This window comes from Phenylobacterium sp., from assembly GCF_036563285.1.
Taxonomy (GTDB): Bacteria; Pseudomonadota; Alphaproteobacteria; order Caulobacterales; family Caulobacteraceae; genus Phenylobacterium.
Map to the genome: position 1 here is coordinate 1,239,744 of NZ_DATCMR010000011.1, position 16,224 is coordinate 1,255,967.

A 16,224-nucleotide genomic window follows, 5' to 3' on the forward strand; every position below is an offset into this window, starting at 1 on the left:
GCCCGGCATATGGCCGACCGGGACCGGCCCGACAAGCTTAGGGGATGGCGTAGAAGATCAGCGCGACGGCGGTGGCGATGTAGGCCACCCAGGTCAGCACCACGCCGACGGTGCGCGGGAGCGAGGACTCGCCGCTGCGTGACAGCCCGACGGCATGGGCCGCGCGGCCCACGAAGAGGGCGCCCCCCAGCACGTGGACCAGCAGCGGGGACGCGCCGGCCAGCGCCAGCACGGTCAGGCCGATGAGCCCGGTGGGCACGTACTCGGTGGCGTTGCCGAAGGCGCGGATGGCCTGGGTCAGCGCCGGGACGCCGCCGTCGCCGATCACCACGTGGTGCTGCTGGCGCTGGCGCACGACGAGCACCGAGAGCACCAGCAGGAGGATCAGGTGCAGGCCCACCCAGAGGGCGGCGGCGTGCGCGGACGGGGTGATCTCCATGCGGTGCAGTTGTCGCCCGTTCGCAGGCGGTGGCAAGACCCGCGTCTGCCGCTATGTTCCGGCCATGCGACGCCGTACCTTCCTGGCCGCCCTGCCGGCCGCAGCCGCCGCTGGCGCGGCCTTCGCCGACACCCGCTCGGCCAATCCCAACCGCAATCGGCCGGACGTCGGGTCGGGCGACCGGATCGACGGGGCGACCTTCGCCTCGCGCAGCGCCGCCTGGGGGCTGCACGGCGCGGCGGCGACGGCGCACCCGCTGGCCACGGTGGCGGCCATCGACGTGCTCAGGGTCGGCGGGACGGCGGTGGACGCGGCGGTGGCCGCCAACGCCGTGCTCGGGCTGGTGGAGCCGATCGCCTGCGGGATCGGCGGCGACTGCTTCGTCATGCTGTGGGACCCGAAGCAGCGGAAGGTGATGGGCCTGAACGGGTCCGGGCGCAGCCCGCGGGGGCTGTCGCTGGAGACCGTGCGCGGGCGGGCGAAGAACCGGCTGATCCCGTCCTTCGGCGCGATCTCGGTGAGCGTGCCGGGGGCGGTGGACGCCTGGTGGACGCTGCACCAGCGGTACGGGAAATTGCCGTGGGCCAGGCTGTTCGAGCCGGCGATCCGCCACGCCGAGGAGGGCCATCCGGTCACCCAGAACGTGGCCTTCTACCTCGAGCGCTCCTTCCGCAGCTTCACCCGGCCGCGCGACGTGTCGGGGATCGAGGAGCACGAGAACTTCCTGAAGGTCTGGGCGCCCGGCCGGCAGACGCCGCGTGAGGGGGAGGTGTTCCGGAACCCGGCGCTCGCGTCGACCTACCGGCAGATCGCCCAGGGCGGCGGGCGGGCGTTCTACGAGGGCGACATCGCCGCGCGGATCGAGGCCTACTTCCGCCGGATCGGCGGCTGGATGACCCGCGCTGACCTCGCGGCGCACAAGACGGAGTGGGTGCAGCCGCTGAGCGTCGACTACCGCGGGGTCGACGTGTGGGGCCTGCCGCCGAACAGCCAGGGGGTGGCGACGCTGCAGCTGCTGGCGATCCTGGCCAACTTCGATGTGAAGCAGATGGGCTTCCAGTCGGCGGACTCGATCCACCACGCCGTGGAGGCCAAGCGGCTGGCCTACGAGGACCGGGCGCGGCAGTACGCAGACCCCGCCTTCTACAAGATGCCGGACTGGCTGATCTCGAAGGACTATGCCGCGCAGCGGGCGCGGCTGATCCGGCCGGACCGCATCAACCCGAACGTCCAGCCCGGCCAGGCCCCGAGCCGGGGCGACACCACCTATTTCACCACGGCCGATAAGGACGGGATGATGGTCTCGATCATCCAGTCGAACTACCGCGGCATGGGCTCGGGCCTGTCGCCGGACGGGCTGGGCTTCATGTTCCAGAACCGCGGCGAGCTCTTCGCGCTGACGGATGGGCATCCCAACGTCTTTGCGCCGGGCAAGCGGCCGTTCCAGACCATCATCCCGGGCTTCGCGACGCGCGGCGGCGAGCCGTGGCTGGCGTTCGGGGTGATGGGCGGGGACATGCAGCCGCAGGGCCAGGCGCAGATCATCTCCAACATGGTCGACCATGGGCTGGCGCTGCAGGAGGCCGGGGATTCGCCCCGTTGGCACCACGAGGGCGGCATGGAGCCCACGGGCGAGCAGCTCGACCCGCTGGGGCTGCTGCGCGTCGAGACCGGGGTGCCGGAGAAGACCAAGCGCGAGCTGGCGGCCCTGGGCTGGAAGCTGGGCGAGTCGGACGGGGGGTTCGGCGGCTATCAGGCCGTCGAGCGGTGGCCGGGCCGCTATGCGGCGGCGACCGAGATGCGCAAGGACGGCGTGGCGCTGGCGTACTGAGGAGCACGGCCGATGAGCCCCGACGAGGTGGAAGCCGTGGTGATGTCCTTCCCCGGGGTGGAGAAGGGGATGAGCTACGGCCGGCCCTCGTACCTGGTGAACAAGAAGTTCTTCACCCGGCTGAGGCGCGAGGACCAGAGCCTGGTGCTGATGGACGTCGGCTTCGACGAGCGCGAGATGCTGATGGAGGCCGAGCCCGGGACCTTCCACTTCACGGCGCACTACAAGGACTATCCGTGCGTGCTCGCGCGCATCGAGGACCTGCATCCGGGTTCGCTGAAGAACTTCCTGGAGCGGCGGTGGCGGAAGATCGCGCCGAGGAAGATGGTCAGGGAATGGGACAAGGCGGAGGCCTGACGCGGCGTGTTACACGCGCCGGCAGGCCTATTTGCACGACTAAGCGCGACAACTCTCGAAGTCAGGTAAGTCTCTGAAAGACAATGAGAAAGATCGCCCACTAGAGTACCATCGAGGGCTTCGGGGGTCCTAAGGAATTCACAATCGGAATTCCTAGACCCGCGCGGGCGCCGCAGGTAAACCGCGGCCATGGCTTATCGGTCGCTGCGCGAGTTCATGGCGAAGCTGGAGCGCGCCGGCGAGCTGGTGCGCGTGGCCGAGCCCGTCTCCACGGTGCTGGAGATGACCGAGATCCAGCGCAGGCTGCTCCACACGGGCGGGCCGGCGGTGTTGTTCGAAAAGCCGATCCGGGCGGACGGGCAGCCCTCCTCGATGCCGGCGCTGGTCAACCTGTTCGGCACGGTCAAGCGCGTGGCCATGGGCGTGACCCTGGAGGGCCGGGAGCGGACGACGGCAGGTGACCTGCGCGAGGTCGGCGAGCTGCTGGCGTTCCTGCGGGCGCCCGAGCCGCCGCGCGGGCTGAAGGACGCTTGGGACATGCTCCCGCTGGCCCAGACGGTGATGTCCATGCGCCCGCAGGTCCGCAAGACCGCGCCGGTGCAGGAGGTGGTGCTGAAGGGCGCCGACATCGACCTCACGAAGCTGCCGATCCAGACCTGCTGGCCGGGCGAGCCGGCGCCGCTGATCACCTGGCCGCTAGTGGTGACCAAGGGACCGGGGACGAGCCGCGAGGACGACTACAACCTCGGCATCTACCGCATGCAGGTGCTGGGGCCGGACCGCACCATCATGCGCTGGCTGGCGCACCGCGGCGGAGCGCAGCACCACCGGCGCTGGAAGGCGGAGGGCAAGCGCGAGCCGCTGCCGGCCTGCGCGGTGATCGGCGCAGATCCCGGCACTATCTTGGCGGCGGTGACGCCGGTGCCGGACACACTGTCGGAATACCAGTTCGCCGGCCTGCTGCGCGGCGCGAAGGTCGACCTCGTGCCCGCCAAGACCGTGCCCCTGCTGGTGCCGGCGCACGCCGAGATCGTCATCGAGGGGCATGTGCATCTCGACGAATACGCCGACGAGGGGCCCTACGGCGACCACACCGGCTACTACAACTCGGTGGAGCGCTTCCCGGTATTCCAGGTGAGCGCTATCACCATGCGGCGCGACCCGATCTACCTGACCACCTTCACCGGCCGGCCGCCGGACGAGCCGTCCGTGCTGGGCGAGGCGCTGAACGAGGTCTTCATCCCGCTGCTGCGCCAGCAATTCCCGGAGATCGTCGACTTCTGGCTGCCGCCGGAAGGGTGCAGCTACCGCATCGCCGTGGTGTCGATGAAGAAGGCCTACGCCGGCCACGCCAAGCGCGTGATGATGGGCGTCTGGAGCTACCTTCGGCAGTTCATGTACACCAAGTGGGTGATCGTCGTGGACGACGACATCAACGCGCGCAACTGGAAGGACGTGATGTGGGCGCTGTCCACGCGGATGGACCCGGCCCGCGACATCACCGTCATCGAGAACACTCCCATCGACTACCTGGACTTCGCGAGCCCCGAGAGCGGGCTGGGCTCAAAGATCGGGCTGGACGCCACCGACAAGTGGCCGCCGGAGACCCACCGCGAATGGGGCCGCAAGATCGCCATGGACCGCGCCGTGATCGAGGCGGTGACGGAGAAGTGGGGGCGGCTCGGGCTGCCCGGGGACGGCGGCGAGGTGGAGTGAGCGTTTCCCTCCCCTGCAGGGGAGGGACAGCTCGCTGCAGGCGAGCCGGGTGAGGGCGCCGCGATCAGGTGCTGACTCGGAGTTCCGGCCCACACTTCCTCACCCTGGCCGCTGCGCGGCCTGCCCCTCCCTGCAGGGGAGGGAAAGTGCGGCGCCTAGCCCTCGCTCCACACCGCCAGCTCGTTGCCGGAGGGGTCGGTGAAGTGGAAGCGGCGACCGCCGGGGAAGCTGTAGATCGGCTTGATGACCTGGCCGCCGGCGGCGCGGACCTTGTCTTCCATGGCTTCCAGGTCGTGGGCGTAGAGAATGACCAGCGGCGCCTTCGAGTGGCTCGCGGCGTCGCCGTCGAAGCCGCCGTCGAGCCCTTCGTTCACCGCCGCGTACGTCGGGCCGTAGTCGGTGAAGGCCCAGCCGAAGGCGTCGCTGTAGAACTGCTTCAGCGGACCGAGGTCGCCGGCGGGGAACTCCACATAGTCGATCTTGCCGTCTTCGCGCATGGCGGGTCCTCGAGTGATGTTCTTGGAATGTTCTAGAGCCTGATGCTCACGGCGGCAAGGTCCACACGGCGGTCTTCTTGACCTCCTGGTCCTCCAGCTCCCGGGTGGTGGGGACCTGGTATTCGGCGAGCTTTTCGAGGCCCGAGCGGGGGAAGTAGCTGCGGCCGGGATCGCCGATGAGGACCGTGGCGCCGGCCGCGCGGGCGTGGGCGAGCCAGGCCATGACGCGCTCGGCCAGCGGCTTCTCGTAGCAGATGTCGCCGGCGAGGATGACCTGCGCCCAGGCGGGCGGGCCGATGTCGAGGAGGTCCACGGCGGTGAACTGGGCCACGACGCCGTTGGCCTCGGCGTTGAGCTCCAGGGCGACGCCGCAGAAGGGATCGACGTCGGCGCACAGCACGTCCTTCGCGCCGGCCTTCAGCGCCGCGATGCCGACGATGCCCGAGCCGGAGGCGAAGTCGATGACGCGCTTGCCGGCCACGATGTTGGGGTTGTCGAGGACGTAGCGGGCGAGCGCCTGGCCGCCGGCCCAGGCGAAGGCCCAGAAGGGCGGCGGCAGGCCGATCTCGGAGAGCGCCTCCTCGGTCATCTTCCAGATGGGCGTGATCTCGTCGGCCAGGTGCAGGACGAGCTCGGGCGTGTGCGGCGGGTGCTGCCGGCGGGTGTTCTGAAGGATGAAGGCCCGTCGGGCGGCGGGGTCCTGGGCGATCATGGGGCTTACTCTCACATCCGCACATCCCCGCGAAGGCGGGGACCCATGGGGCCTGCGAGATGTTGCAACACCGCGCCGCTTCGACGGACTCGGCTTGGGTCCCCGCCTTCGCGGGGATGAGCGGTGTCTAGGCCGCTAGCTTCTCCGGCTTCGACGAAGCCATCTTGAGCACGTCGACGTAGCTGGGCGCGGTGAGCATCCGCTCCGTGACGCCCTTGGCCTTCAGCATGCGGTGGGCGCGGGGGAGGCGGTAGCAGGGCACATGCATGAACATGTGGTGCTCGCAGTGGTAGTTCACCCAGTAGGGAGCCAGGAAGGCGCGCTCCAGCCAGTTGGCGTGGGTGGTGCGGGCGTGGCGCAGCGGGTCCGGCTCGTCCTTACCCACGTTGGCGTGCTCGGCGATGTTGCGCAGGCGGGTGATCATCGGCAGCCAGGTGGCCTGCGGGACCAGCCACAGGACGGGCCAGACCCACCACAGGCCGAAAGGGGCGGTCAGCGCGATCGTCACCACCATGCCGGTGAGGAAGCGGCGGCGGCGGACCACGGCGTCCTTCAGGATGGGCAGGAGCGGCTCGCCGGGCTTGCGCTCGCGCAGGCGCTGCACGAGGCCGGACCACTTGAGCTTGTAGTAGGTGCGCCCGGTCAGGTCGCGGGCGATCTTGCGCTTGAGTGAGGTGCGGGTGATCGGGAACGGGGCGGAGAGGACGAGGTCGGGATCCTCCGCCTGCTGGGCGAACTTGTGGTGGCCCAGGTGGTAGGGGCGGTAGGCGGCCAGGTCGCCGGTGGTCAGGTGGTTGCCCACCCAGTCGTTGACCTTGAGGTTCGGGTGCAGGGCGCCGTGGGCGGCGTCGTGCATCACGATAGCGAGGCCGAGCTGGCGGGCGCCGATGATGGCGATGGCCAGCGGGATGGTCAGCGGCCAGACGACCGCCATGGCCATGGCCAGGCCGATGACGATCCAGGCGTGGGCGACCAGCGCCAGGCCGATCCAGGACGAGCGGCGCGCGAGGGGGGCCCACTCCTGTGGGGTGAAGAAGGTCTTCGGGTCTACGCGGGCGGCGGCGGGCATTTCGGGGGGAGTATAGCACGAAGGGGGCGGACGCTGGGTCAGGGGCGGGCGGAGCCCACTGGCGGTCGATCGTCGCCGGCGTGCGCGCACCCCCACCCATCCCTCCCCATCGAGGGGGAGGGCTTTGAGTGACGGATCTTGGCTTAAATCTCATGGCAGCCAGTTTGCTCTCGGGATCCGGCGTCTCAAGGACCGGCCGCAGGCCGGCCGCGGCGCGGCGCGCCGGAGGCGCGTCCTTGACACGCCTGAGACCGCAGGCTCGCATCCACCATGAGGTTTAAGGTGGGGAGGGCGTGTTACGCCTCCCGCTAGAGGTGTGGGCGGAACACGTAGCTCCCCGCGACGATGGCGGCGAACAGCACCAGTCCGGCCCAGGTGTTGGCCTTGAACAGGCGCAGCGCGAGCTGCGGGCGGTCGGTGCGGACCTTGAGGCCCTGCTCGGCGAGGCGGAGGGCATAGAGCGCGGCGATGGCGTAGAAGCCCCAGCCGAGCTCTGCGATGAAGCCGGCGGCCAGCGCGAGGGCGACGGCGACGGCGTAGAAGCCGAGCACGGCCGGCTTCACCTTCGAGCCGAGGCGGCGGGCGGAGGACTTCACGCCGGCCAAGGCGTCGTCCTCCAGGTCCTGGACCGCGTAGATGGTGTCGTAGCCGAGGGTCCAGAAGACGCCGTGGGCGTAGAGGAACAGGGCGGCGAGGCTGAGGTTGCCGGTCGCCGCGGCGTAGCCCAGCAGGGCGCCCCAGTTGAAGGTCAGCCCGAGCCAGGCCTGCGGCCACCAGGTGATGCGCTTCATGAACGGGTAGGCGGCCACCAGGGCGAGCGAGCCCACGCCGAGGCCAATGGCGAGCGGCGGGAAGCTGAGAAGGATCGCCAGGGCTACCAGGCAGCAGCCGGCGATGAACCCCCACGCCTGCTTGACGCTGATCTGGCCTGAGGGGATGGGGCGGCCGGCGGTGCGGGCGACCTTGGCGTCGATGTGGCGGTCGACGATGTCGTTGTAGGCGCAGCCGGCGGCGCGCATCAGGGCGGCGCCGGCGAAGAAGGCCAGGAGCAGGCGCCAGTCGGGGCGCGCCCCCCGCTCGGCGGCGGCAAGGGCGATCCCCTGCCATCCGGGCAGCATCAGCAGCCAGATGCCGGTGGGCCGGTCGAAGCGGCCCAGCTTCAGCCACGGCCGCAGGCCGGCGGGGGCGAAGCGGTCGACCCAGTTCGTGGGCGCGGCGTCGGGGAGGGGGGCGGTCTGGGCCATTGGCGGACGGCCCTCTTTAGGTGCAGAACTGAGGCTGCGAACAGGGGGAAGTTGCGTAATGGGCATGACCAGGCGGGCGCTGGCGCTGGGCGCGCTGGCGGGCGGGGACGATGGCTGCGGCCGGACGCAGCGGCTGGGCGGCGACGCCGGCGGGCAAACCGGAGTATGGCGAGTTCGGCCTCGACCTGTCGGCGGTGGACCGAAGCATCGCGCCGGGCGACGACTTCTACCGCTACGTGAACAACGGCTGGCTGAAGGCCAACACCATCCCGCCGGACCGCGCGAGCTACGGCGGGCCGCTGCGCGAGCGCAACGAGCAGCGGACGCGCGACGTGATCCAGAGCGCCGGGACGCTGGGGACGGCGAACGGCCGCAAAATAGCCGACTACTACCAGGCCTGGATCGACGAGGCGGCGCTGGAGGGGCGCGGCATCGAGCCCCTGAAGCCGGAACTGGCGCGGGTCGCGGCCGTCACCACGCCGGCGGCGCTGGCCCGCGCGCTGGCCCTGCTCTCGTGGGGCGACCTGCCGAACCCGAACGGCGCCGGGCGGCCCGACCCGACGCCGATCGCGGCCACGGTGATGGTCGATGTGAAGCAGCCGACCCGCTACGTCCCGGCCCTGAGCCAGGGCGGGCTCAGCCTGCCCGACCGCGACTACTACATCGTCGACACCCCGGCGAACGTGGCGGCGCGCAACGCCTACCGGGCGCATATCGCCAAGATGTTCGCCCTGGCCGGCTTCGACGACGTCGAGGCGCGCGCCGCGCGGGTCTATGGCCTGGAGGACAGGATCGCGCGGGGTTGGTGGAGCCGCGAGGAGACCCGACAGGCGGAGAAGCGCTACAACCCGTTCACCCGCGCGGACTTCGCGGCGAAGGCGCCGGGGCTCGACTGGGACGCCTATATCGAGGCCGCCGGGATCGCCGGCCAGCCGCTCTACATCGTGGCCCAGCCCTCGAGCATCGCCACCTCGGCGGCGCTGGCGCGTGACGTACCGCTCGCCGACTGGCGCGACTACCTGGCCTTCCGCGCGATCCGCAACTTCGCCCCGGCCGGGCCGCGGGCCTTCCGGCAGGAGGACTTCGCCTTCAACGGCGGCGTCCTGCAGGGCACGCCCCAGATGCCTGAGGGCTGGAAGCAGGCGGTGATCCAGACCGACCGCGCGCTGGGCCACGCGGTGGGCGAGATCTACCTGGCGCGGTACTTCCCGGCGTCGTCGCGGGCGATGGTCACCGAGATGACCGGCAACCTGAAGCTCGCCATGGCGCAGCGCATCCGCGGGCTCTCCTGGATGACGCCGGCCACCAAGGCGCGCGCGCTGAAGAAGCTCGCCAACCTGCGCGTCGAGGTGGGCGGGCAGACGCCGCCGCGCGACTACTCGAGCCTGGAGGTGAAGCCCGGCGAGGCGTTCGAGAACCTGCTGCGGGCGCAGGCCTTCACGCGGCGTCGGATTCTCAACCGGCTGGGCCGGCCGGTGGACCGGCGCGAATGGTCGATGAACCCGCAGACCATCAACGCCCAGTCGAACTCGACGCTGGTGAAGGTGATGTTCCCGGCCGGCTACCTGCAGCCGCCGAACTTCGACCCGCACGCCGACCCGGCGGTGAACTACGGCGCCGTCGGCCGGGTGATCGGCCACGAGATCAGCCACCAGTTCGATGACCAGGGCTCGAAGTACGACGAGACCGGCGCGCTCAACAACTGGTGGGCGCCCAGCGACCTGGAGCGGTTCCGGGCGGCCGGCGCGGGGCTCGCCGCGCAGTACGACGCCTACGAGCCGCTGCCGGGCCTGCGCATCAACGGGCGGCTGACGCTGGGCGAGAACATCGGCGACCTGGCGGGGCTGGCGATGTCGCTGGACGCCTACCACGCCTCGCTGAAGGGCAAGCCCGCCCCGGTGCTGGGCGGGCTGACCGGCGACCAGCGGTTCTTCATGTCCTTCGCCCAGACGCACCGCTCGCTGCAGCGGGAGAATGCGCTGCGCCAGCAGCTGATCAGCGACCCCCACTCGCCCAACGAATGGCGCTCCGCCGAGGTGCGCAACATGGACGCCTGGTACCGCGAGTTCGACGTGAAGCCGGGGCAGAAGATGTACCTGCCGCCGGAGCAGCGCGTGCGGGTGTGGTGAGATGTGTGGCGGCCGGGCCACGGGTGGCGAAACGCTGTTCGCCGACGATTGACCCGGCCTGACGCGCAGCCTAGGTTCCGCGCCTTCGGCAACCGGTGAGGGAGGTCCAGCATGCGATTTGCGACTGCGTTCCCCCGACTTCGGCCCGCCGCAGCGCCGCCGCCGCACCGCTAACTCCGACGGTTCGTCAGGAGTCGAGGCTTCAGGACCGCAAGGCCTGAAGCGCCGCTGCGCGCGCGCTCGCCGCCGAGCCGCCCTCCCAACGAGACGCCACCCCCAATTCCCATCCACGCTGCCGAAGCTGTGCGGCCGGCTCCTTCGTTGGAGCCTGCCACCCCCGGCCCGGCGGCAGACTTCGAGCTATTGCGATGACCGACCATTACGAGGACGCCGACGAGGCCAAGCAGCGGGTGCTGAACAACCGCCAGGTGCTGGGCTTCATCGCCGGCTACTGGGGCCGACGCGGCTGGCTGCTGTGGGCCACGATCGGCCTGACGCTGATCTCCATCGGCTTCGACCTTGCCGTGCCCTGGGCCGTGAAGGCGCTAGTGGACGCGGTGGTGGCGAGCGGCGGGGCGCCCGGTCCGGCCTGGGACGCCTGGGCGCTGCTGGTGGGCGTCTACTTTGGCTATCTGGTGATCCGGAACACCGCCATGCGGTTCTGGATCCCGCTCGCCAGCCGCAACATGAAGGAGATGATCGACGAGGCGTTCAAGAAGGTTCAGGCCTTCTCCGCCGACTGGCACGCCGACAACTTCGCGGGCGCGACGGTGCGCCGGCTTTCCCGCGCCATGTGGGGCTACGACACCGTCTCGGACGCGGCCCTGATCTGGCTGGGGCCGGCCTTCCTGGTGCTGGTGGGCATGTGCGTGACCATGGCGGTGCGCTGGCCGATCGTGGGGCTGTTCTCCGGCGTGGTGGTGGCGGCCTTCGTCTGGTCGAACATCTGGCTGACCGAGAAGTACGCCCGGCCGCACAACATAAAGTCGGTGGCCCTGGACAGCCGCATCGGCGGGGCGATCGCCGACTCGGTGTCGTCGAACGCGACGGTGAAGAGCTTCGGCGCGGAGCCGCGCGAGGAGGCGCGGATCGGGGAGGTGACGGACCTCTGGCGCAAGTCGGTCAACGTCACCTGGAACCGGTTCACGGACCTGTGGCTGCTGCACAACCTGATGCTGGTGGTGCTGCTGGCGGGGCTGACGGGCCTGCTGGTGTGGCTGTGGACCAAGGGCCAGGCGACGCCGGGCGACGTGGCCTTCGCCGTCACCGCCTTCATGACCATGTCCAGCTACCTGCGGAACCTCGGCGAGAACATCCGCATGACCCAGCGCGGCATGGACGACGTGGAGGACGTGGCCCGCTACGCCCGGATGGACCCGCAGGTGATGGACGCGCCGGACGCCAAGGCGTTCACGCCCGACCTGGGCGAGATCGTCTTCGACAAGGTGACCTTCACCTACAAGTCCGCCGACCGGCCGCTCTACGACGACTTCTCGCTGCGGATCGCGCCGGGCGAGCGGGTGGCGCTGGTGGGGCCGACGGGGGCCGGCAAGTCCACCTTCGTGAAGCTGATCCAGCGCCTCTATGACGTGCAGGGCGGGCGGATCGTCATCGACGGGCAGGACATTGCGACGGTGACCCAAGGGTCCTTGCGGCGCGCCATCGCGGTGGTGCCGCAGGACCCGGCGCTGTTCCACCGCACCCTGGCGGAGAACATCAAGTACGCCAGGCCGGACGCGACGGAGGACGAGATCGAGCTGGCGGCCCGCCGGGCCCGGGCCCACGAGTTCATCTCGCGGCTGCCGAAGGGATACCAGACGCTGGTGGGGGAGCGGGGCGTGAAGCTCTCCGGCGGGGAGCGGCAGCGCACGGCGATCGCCCGGGCGTTCCTGGCCGACGCGCCGATCCTGGTGCTGGACGAGGCGACGAGCTCGCTGGACGTGGAGACCGAGCGCGACGTGCAGGCGGCGATGGAGGAGCTGATGGTGGGCCGCACCACCATCGTCATCGCCCACCGCCTGTCGACCATCCGCGGCGCCGACCGCATCCTGGTGTTCGAGGATGGCCGCATCGTCGAGGAGGGCCGGCATTCGGAGCTGGTGAAGAAGGGCGGCGCCTACGCCCGCCTGCACGCGGTGACGGAGGGTTGGGCTTAACCGACGGCGGCGGCGAGCGCGGGGGCGAGGTCTCCGCGCGTCTGCACGCTGACGTCGGAAAGGCCGAGCCATTCCGCCATCAGCCTGAGCTCGGCGGCCAGGCGCACCGGCGTCTCGTCGGTGGCCCAGGGTTCGGCGTGGCTCGACTGCACCAGGAGGACGCCGCCCTTGCGGTCGGCCTTGAGGTCGACGCGGGCGGTGATGGCGTCGCCCTCGAGGAACGGCAGGACGTAGTAGCCGTGGGTGCGCTTCTCTGCGGGAGTGTAGATCTCGATGCGGTAGCGGACGCCGAAGATGCGTTCGGTGCGCTCGCGGAACCAGATCAGGTTGTCGAACGGCGACAGCAGGGCCTGGGCGTCCACGCGGCGCGGCTTGCGGGCGGCGGGGTCCAGGTAGGCGGGCTCGCGCCAGCCCTTCACGGTGACGGGGAGGAGGGCGCCTTCCTCCACAAGCTCGGCGAGCCGGTCCTTGAAGCCGTCCACCGGCAGGCGGAAGTAGTCGCGCAGGTCCTTGGCCGCCGCCACGCCCATGGCGCGGGCGGAGATGCGGACCAGCTCGCGCTGGGCGTCCTCGCGCCGAGGCGTCGGCGCCTGCACGACCGCACTGGGCAGAACCTTCTCCGGCAGGCCGTAGACCCGCTCGAAAGTCCCCCGCCGCGTGGCGGTGGTGAGCTCGCCTGTCCAGAACAGGCACTCGACGGCGCGCTTGGCTTCGCTCCAGCCCCACCAGCCGCCCTGGCCCTTGTGGCCGAGCTCGAGGTCCGAGGCGGCCAGCGGTCCGCGGTCCCTGATCTCCTCCAGCACGCGGTCGACGAAGTCGCGCCGCTCGCGCAGGAAGCGGGCGACCCCCTTCCACACGCCGGTTCCGTCATGGGCGTCCTGCATGCGCCAGCGGAACAGCGGCTGGCTGGCGAGGGGCAACAGGCTGGCCTCGTGCGCCCAGTACTCGAACAGCGGCCGCTTCTTCGCCCAGGCGATCTCCTCCAGCAGGCTGCGGTCGTAGGCGCCCAGGCGGGAGAAGGCCGGGATGTAGTGGGTGCGGGAGACGACGTTGACGCTGTCGATCTGGACGACGCCCAGGCGCTCGATGAGCTTGGCCAAGTCACGCTTGGTCACCGCGCGGTCCGGCCGGGGGGAGGCGAAGCCCTGCGCAGCGAGCGCGATGCGGCGCGCCTCGCCGGCGCTGAGTCGGTCCTTCATGGGTCGAGGCTAGCGGCCGAACAAAGAAAGAACAATGTTCCCGCGGGATGCGCCGTCCGGATTCCGCGGCTAAAGCGGCGGCATGATCCGGCTGTTCGTGAACGCCGCGCTCGGCGCAGGCGCGGAGCTCGTCCTCGACGAGGGGCAGAGCCGCTACCTGGGCGCTGTGATGCGGGCGCAGGCCGGCGACGAGCTCAGGGTCTTCAATGGGCGCGACGGGGAGTGGCGGGCGCTGGTGGCCAAGGTGGCCAAGCGCGCGGTGACCCTGCAGGTGATCGACGCGGCGCGGCCGCAGGGGGCGGGGCCGGACCTCGACCTGGTGGTGGCTCTGGTGAAGCGAGCGCCGCTGGAGACCATCGTGGAGAAGGCGGCCGAGCTGGGGGCGCGGCGGGTGCGGCTGGCGATCACCGAACGGACCAACGCCGACCACACCCGGGTGGACCGGCTACAGGCTATCGCGGTCGAGGCCGCCGAGCAGACCGGCCGGCTGGACGTGCCGCAGGTGCTGGAGCCGGTGAGGCTCGAGAAGCTGATCGGTGGCTGGGAGCCCGGCCGACGGCTGCTGTTCTGCGACGAGGCGGGCGACGCGAAGCCGGTGCTGGAGGCGCTCACCGGCCAGCCGGTCGGACCTTGGGCCATACTGATCGGGCCGGAGGGCGGGTTCTCGCCGAAGGAGCGCGAGGCGTTGCGCGGCCTGCCGTTCGCCATCGCGGTCAGCCTCGGTCCTCGGATCCTGCGGGCCGACACCGCGGCCATCAGCGCGCTCACGCTGTGGCAAGCGGCGCTTGGGGACTGGCGCTCTTGAGCGGCTCGGGGTTTGCACCCATCTGCCTTCGAACGGTAAGGATGTCGCACGGCGGGACCCCGCCTGGCGCACACCTTCGAGTTGGGACGGGAGGGGCAATCCGATGGCCGACGCCGCGTGCGACGATCGCCCCCTCGTGTTCGAGGACCTGGTCCGCTGGTTCGAGGCGGGCGCCAAGCCGAAGGCCGACTGGCGTGTGGGCGCCGAGCACGAGAAGTTCGTCTTTCGGCTGGGCTCCCATGACACCGTCCCGTACGAACCGAACGGTATCAAGGCGCTCCTGGACGGTCTGACCCGGTATGGCTGGAAGCCGGTCTACGAGGGCGAGAACGTGATCGCCCTGGAGCGCGGCCTGGCCAACGTCAGCCTGGAGCCCGGCGGCCAGTTCGAGCTCTCCGGCGCCCCGCTGGAGACCATCCACGACATCTGCGAGGAGACCGGCGGCCACCTGCAGGAGGTGAAGGTCGTCGCCGACGAGCTGGGGCTGGGCTTCCTCGGCCTGGGGCACGCCCCGACCTGGACCCGCGAGCAGGTCCCGTTGATGCCCAAGGGTCGCTACAAGATCATGCGGCAGTACATGCCAAGGGTCGGGGGGCTCGGCCTCGACATGATGTTCCGCACCTGCACGGTGCAGGCGAACCTCGACTTCGGCTCGGAGGCCGACATGGTCGAGAAGTTCCGGGTCAGCCTGGCGCTGCAGCCGATCGCCACCGCGCTGTTCGCCTATTCCCCCTTCGTGGAGGGCAAGCCCACCGGCTACGTCTCCAGCCGGGCCCACGTCTGGACCGACACCGACGCCGACCGGACGGGGATGCTGGACTTCGTGTTCCGCGACGGCTTCGGCTTCGAGGCCTATGCCCGCTACGCCCTCGACGTGCCGATGTATTTCGTGAAGCGCGACGGCAAGTACATCGACGTGGCCGGCCGCTCGTTCCGTGACTTCATGGAAGGCAAGCTGCCGGAGCTGCCCGGCGTGCGCCCGACCATCAAGGACTGGGCGGACCACACCACCACCATCTTCCCCGAAGTGCGGCTCAAGCAGTACCTGGAGATGCGCGGGGCGGACTCCGGTCCCTGGAGCCGGCTGTGCGCGTTGCCCGCGCTGTGGATGGGGCTGCTCTACGACAGCGCGGCGCTGTCGGCCGCCTGGGACCTCTGCAAGGACTGGGACATCGCCGACCACGAGCGGCTGCGCGGGGACGTCACCCGCGTAGGCCTGAAGGCCACGGTCGCCGGGCGCACGGTGCAGGACGTCGCAAGGGATGTGCTGCAGATCGCCGCCGAGGGCCTGAAGCGCCGCAACCGGCTCTCCGGCGGGCTGGTGGACGAGAGCGGCTACCTGACCGAGCTCTTCGAGATCGCCGCCAGCGGGGTCACCCCCGCCGAGCGGCTGCTGGAGCTCTACAACGGACCGTGGGCTGGCGACGCCAGCAAGGTCTTCGAGGCGTTCGCGTACTAGCGCTGGCTAGTTCAAACCGCCGCGGTCTTCCTGGCCGGGGGTCTCGACGTTCGGCTTCCAGTGGTCGCGCTGGGACGTGCCGCCGCCGGAATCGGTGTGCTGGACGATCTCGCCGACCTCGGCCTCGTGGCCGTCGTCGCGGACCTCGGCCACGTGGTGGGGGTTCACAGCCGCGTCGTCGACCTCGTAGACCTCCACCTGGTCGGTGTAGAAGGCGATGCGCGAGTTGATCCGGCCGACGGCGTCCGCCGGCTCCTCGTAGGACCACGCCGCGTTCTCGGCGATCTCGGAGTTCATCCGCAGGGTGTAGTAGGCGGCGTCGCCCTTGTAGGGGCAGTGGGTGATCCGGTCGGTCCGGCCCATGTACTCCATCGCCACGTCGTCGCGCGGGAAGTAGACCACCGGCGGATAGTTCGCCTCCTGCAGCACCAGGGCGTCGGCGGTGTCGGCGATCACGTGGCCGTTGAACATGGCCCGCCAGCGCCGCTTCGCGGGCTCGACGGAGATGGGGTGATCGGGGCCGGGGGTCAGCATGGCGTCGGGTCCTCCTGCGGACTCAACGCCGGAGCGCCGCGGGCGGGTCCATCGCGCGGCGCCCCCGCCGTTGATCG

Annotated in this window: 14 protein-coding genes; 7 read left to right on the plus strand and 7 right to left on the minus strand. The window is 70.5% G+C overall.

Features of this window, described 5'->3' with window-relative positions; all coding sequences use genetic code 11:
- Positions 1 to 37: 37 nt before the first annotated feature.
- Entirely contained in the window at positions 38 to 439 is a 402-nt protein-coding gene (locus VIL76_RS16920) for an MAPEG family protein (RefSeq protein WP_332046208.1), read from the minus strand.
- A 64-nt stretch (positions 440 to 503) separates the two neighbouring features.
- Here VIL76_RS16920 and VIL76_RS16925 point away from each other — a divergent pair, with 64 nt between their 5' ends.
- The 3 genes from VIL76_RS16925 to VIL76_RS16935 all read left to right on the plus strand — a co-directional run bounded on the left by VIL76_RS16925 (position 504) and on the right by VIL76_RS16935 (position 4,343).
- On the plus strand, positions 504 to 2,270 hold the full coding sequence (locus VIL76_RS16925; protein WP_332046209.1) for a gamma-glutamyltransferase family protein: 1,767 nt from the start codon (positions 504 to 506) through the stop codon (positions 2,268 to 2,270).
- A gap of 12 nt (positions 2,271 to 2,282) precedes the next feature.
- Complete coding sequence (locus VIL76_RS16930) at positions 2,283 to 2,627, plus strand: MmcQ/YjbR family DNA-binding protein (RefSeq protein ID WP_332046210.1); 345 nt, start codon at positions 2,283 to 2,285, stop codon at positions 2,625 to 2,627.
- A gap of 189 nt (positions 2,628 to 2,816) precedes the next feature.
- Positions 2,817 to 4,343: a UbiD family decarboxylase gene (locus VIL76_RS16935; RefSeq protein WP_332046211.1), complete on the plus strand. Its 1,527-nt coding sequence runs from the start codon at positions 2,817 to 2,819 to the stop codon at positions 4,341 to 4,343.
- Positions 4,344 to 4,498: 155 nt separating this feature from the next.
- Here VIL76_RS16935 and VIL76_RS16940 read toward each other — a convergent pair whose 3' ends face one another.
- From VIL76_RS16940 to ubiA, 4 genes are all read right to left on the minus strand, one after another.
- Positions 4,499 to 4,840 carry a VOC family protein gene (locus tag VIL76_RS16940; RefSeq protein ID WP_332046212.1) on the minus strand — a complete coding sequence of 114 codons (342 nt, stop codon included), beginning with the start codon at positions 4,838 to 4,840 and terminating at the stop codon, positions 4,499 to 4,501.
- A gap of 46 nt (positions 4,841 to 4,886) precedes the next feature.
- Positions 4,887 to 5,552 carry a methyltransferase gene (locus VIL76_RS16945; RefSeq protein WP_332046213.1) on the minus strand — a complete coding sequence of 222 codons (666 nt, stop codon included), beginning with the start codon at positions 5,550 to 5,552 and terminating at the stop codon, positions 4,887 to 4,889.
- A gap of 127 nt (positions 5,553 to 5,679) precedes the next feature.
- On the minus strand, positions 5,680 to 6,621 hold the full coding sequence (locus VIL76_RS16950; RefSeq protein WP_332046214.1) for a fatty acid desaturase family protein: 942 nt from the start codon (positions 6,619 to 6,621) through the stop codon (positions 5,680 to 5,682).
- A gap of 308 nt (positions 6,622 to 6,929) precedes the next feature.
- Positions 6,930 to 7,865: a 4-hydroxybenzoate octaprenyltransferase gene (gene ubiA / locus VIL76_RS16955; protein WP_332046215.1), complete on the minus strand. Its 936-nt coding sequence runs from the start codon at positions 7,863 to 7,865 to the stop codon at positions 6,930 to 6,932.
- A 110-nt stretch (positions 7,866 to 7,975) separates the two neighbouring features.
- Here ubiA and VIL76_RS16960 point away from each other — a divergent pair, with 110 nt between their 5' ends.
- Both VIL76_RS16960 and VIL76_RS16965 read left to right on the plus strand, forming a co-directional pair.
- Positions 7,976 to 9,994 carry a M13 family metallopeptidase gene (locus tag VIL76_RS16960; protein ID WP_332046216.1) on the plus strand — a complete coding sequence of 673 codons (2,019 nt, stop codon included), beginning with the start codon at positions 7,976 to 7,978 and terminating at the stop codon, positions 9,992 to 9,994.
- A 368-nt stretch (positions 9,995 to 10,362) separates the two neighbouring features.
- The gene (locus VIL76_RS16965; protein ID WP_332046217.1) at positions 10,363 to 12,150 is read left to right on the plus strand and encodes an ABC transporter ATP-binding protein; all 1,788 of its coding nucleotides are present in this window, start codon (positions 10,363 to 10,365) and stop codon (positions 12,148 to 12,150) included.
- Here VIL76_RS16965 and VIL76_RS16970 read toward each other — a convergent pair.
- Positions 12,147 to 13,349 (minus strand): winged helix-turn-helix domain-containing protein, encoded by a 1,203-nt coding sequence (locus VIL76_RS16970; RefSeq protein ID WP_332046218.1) that lies wholly within the window; start codon positions 13,347 to 13,349, stop codon positions 12,147 to 12,149. The genes VIL76_RS16965 and VIL76_RS16970 overlap by 4 nt on opposite strands.
- Positions 13,350 to 13,431: 82 nt before the next feature.
- On the opposite strand from VIL76_RS16970, the gene VIL76_RS16975 reads away from it, so the two are divergent.
- The gene (locus VIL76_RS16975; RefSeq protein ID WP_332046219.1) at positions 13,432 to 14,154 is read left to right on the plus strand and encodes a 16S rRNA (uracil(1498)-N(3))-methyltransferase; all 723 of its coding nucleotides are present in this window, start codon (positions 13,432 to 13,434) and stop codon (positions 14,152 to 14,154) included.
- Between the two features lie 103 nt (positions 14,155 to 14,257).
- On the plus strand, positions 14,258 to 15,613 hold the full coding sequence (locus VIL76_RS16980) for a glutamate--cysteine ligase (RefSeq protein WP_332046220.1): 1,356 nt from the start codon (positions 14,258 to 14,260) through the stop codon (positions 15,611 to 15,613).
- Between the two features lie 6 nt (positions 15,614 to 15,619).
- Here VIL76_RS16980 and VIL76_RS16985 read toward each other — a convergent pair whose 3' ends face one another.
- On the minus strand, positions 15,620 to 16,147 hold the full coding sequence (locus VIL76_RS16985; RefSeq protein ID WP_332046221.1) for a DUF427 domain-containing protein: 528 nt from the start codon (positions 16,145 to 16,147) through the stop codon (positions 15,620 to 15,622).
- Positions 16,148 to 16,224: the final 77 nt, after the last annotated feature.

Bases quoted from the DNA above. Each gene is read 5' to 3' on its own strand.
- VIL76_RS16985 (WP_332046221.1), bottom strand. From the start codon at position 16,147: ATGCTGACCCCCGGCCCCGATCACCCCATCTCCGTCGAGCCCGCGAAG.
- VIL76_RS16950 (WP_332046214.1), bottom strand. From the start codon at position 6,621: ATGCCCGCCGCCGCCCGCGTAGACCCGAAGACCTTCTTCACCCCACAG.
- VIL76_RS16945 (WP_332046213.1), bottom strand. From the start codon at position 5,552: ATGATCGCCCAGGACCCCGCCGCCCGACGGGCCTTCATCCTTCAGAAC.
- VIL76_RS16975 (WP_332046219.1), top strand. From the start codon at position 13,432: ATGATCCGGCTGTTCGTGAACGCCGCGCTCGGCGCAGGCGCGGAGCTC.
- VIL76_RS16935 (WP_332046211.1), top strand. From the start codon at position 2,817: ATGGCTTATCGGTCGCTGCGCGAGTTCATGGCGAAGCTGGAGCGCGCC.
- VIL76_RS16965 (WP_332046217.1), top strand. From the start codon at position 10,363: ATGACCGACCATTACGAGGACGCCGACGAGGCCAAGCAGCGGGTGCTG.
- VIL76_RS16930 (WP_332046210.1), top strand. From the start codon at position 2,283: ATGAGCCCCGACGAGGTGGAAGCCGTGGTGATGTCCTTCCCCGGGGTG.
- VIL76_RS16980 (WP_332046220.1), top strand. From the start codon at position 14,258: ATGGCCGACGCCGCGTGCGACGATCGCCCCCTCGTGTTCGAGGACCTG.
- VIL76_RS16925 (WP_332046209.1), top strand. From the start codon at position 504: ATGCGACGCCGTACCTTCCTGGCCGCCCTGCCGGCCGCAGCCGCCGCT.
- ubiA (WP_332046215.1), bottom strand. From the start codon at position 7,865: ATGGCCCAGACCGCCCCCCTCCCCGACGCCGCGCCCACGAACTGGGTC.
- VIL76_RS16960 (WP_332046216.1), top strand. From the start codon at position 7,976: ATGGCTGCGGCCGGACGCAGCGGCTGGGCGGCGACGCCGGCGGGCAAA.
- VIL76_RS16920 (WP_332046208.1), bottom strand. From the start codon at position 439: ATGGAGATCACCCCGTCCGCGCACGCCGCCGCCCTCTGGGTGGGCCTG.
- VIL76_RS16940 (WP_332046212.1), bottom strand. From the start codon at position 4,840: ATGCGCGAAGACGGCAAGATCGACTATGTGGAGTTCCCCGCCGGCGAC.
- VIL76_RS16970 (WP_332046218.1), bottom strand. From the start codon at position 13,349: ATGAAGGACCGACTCAGCGCCGGCGAGGCGCGCCGCATCGCGCTCGCT.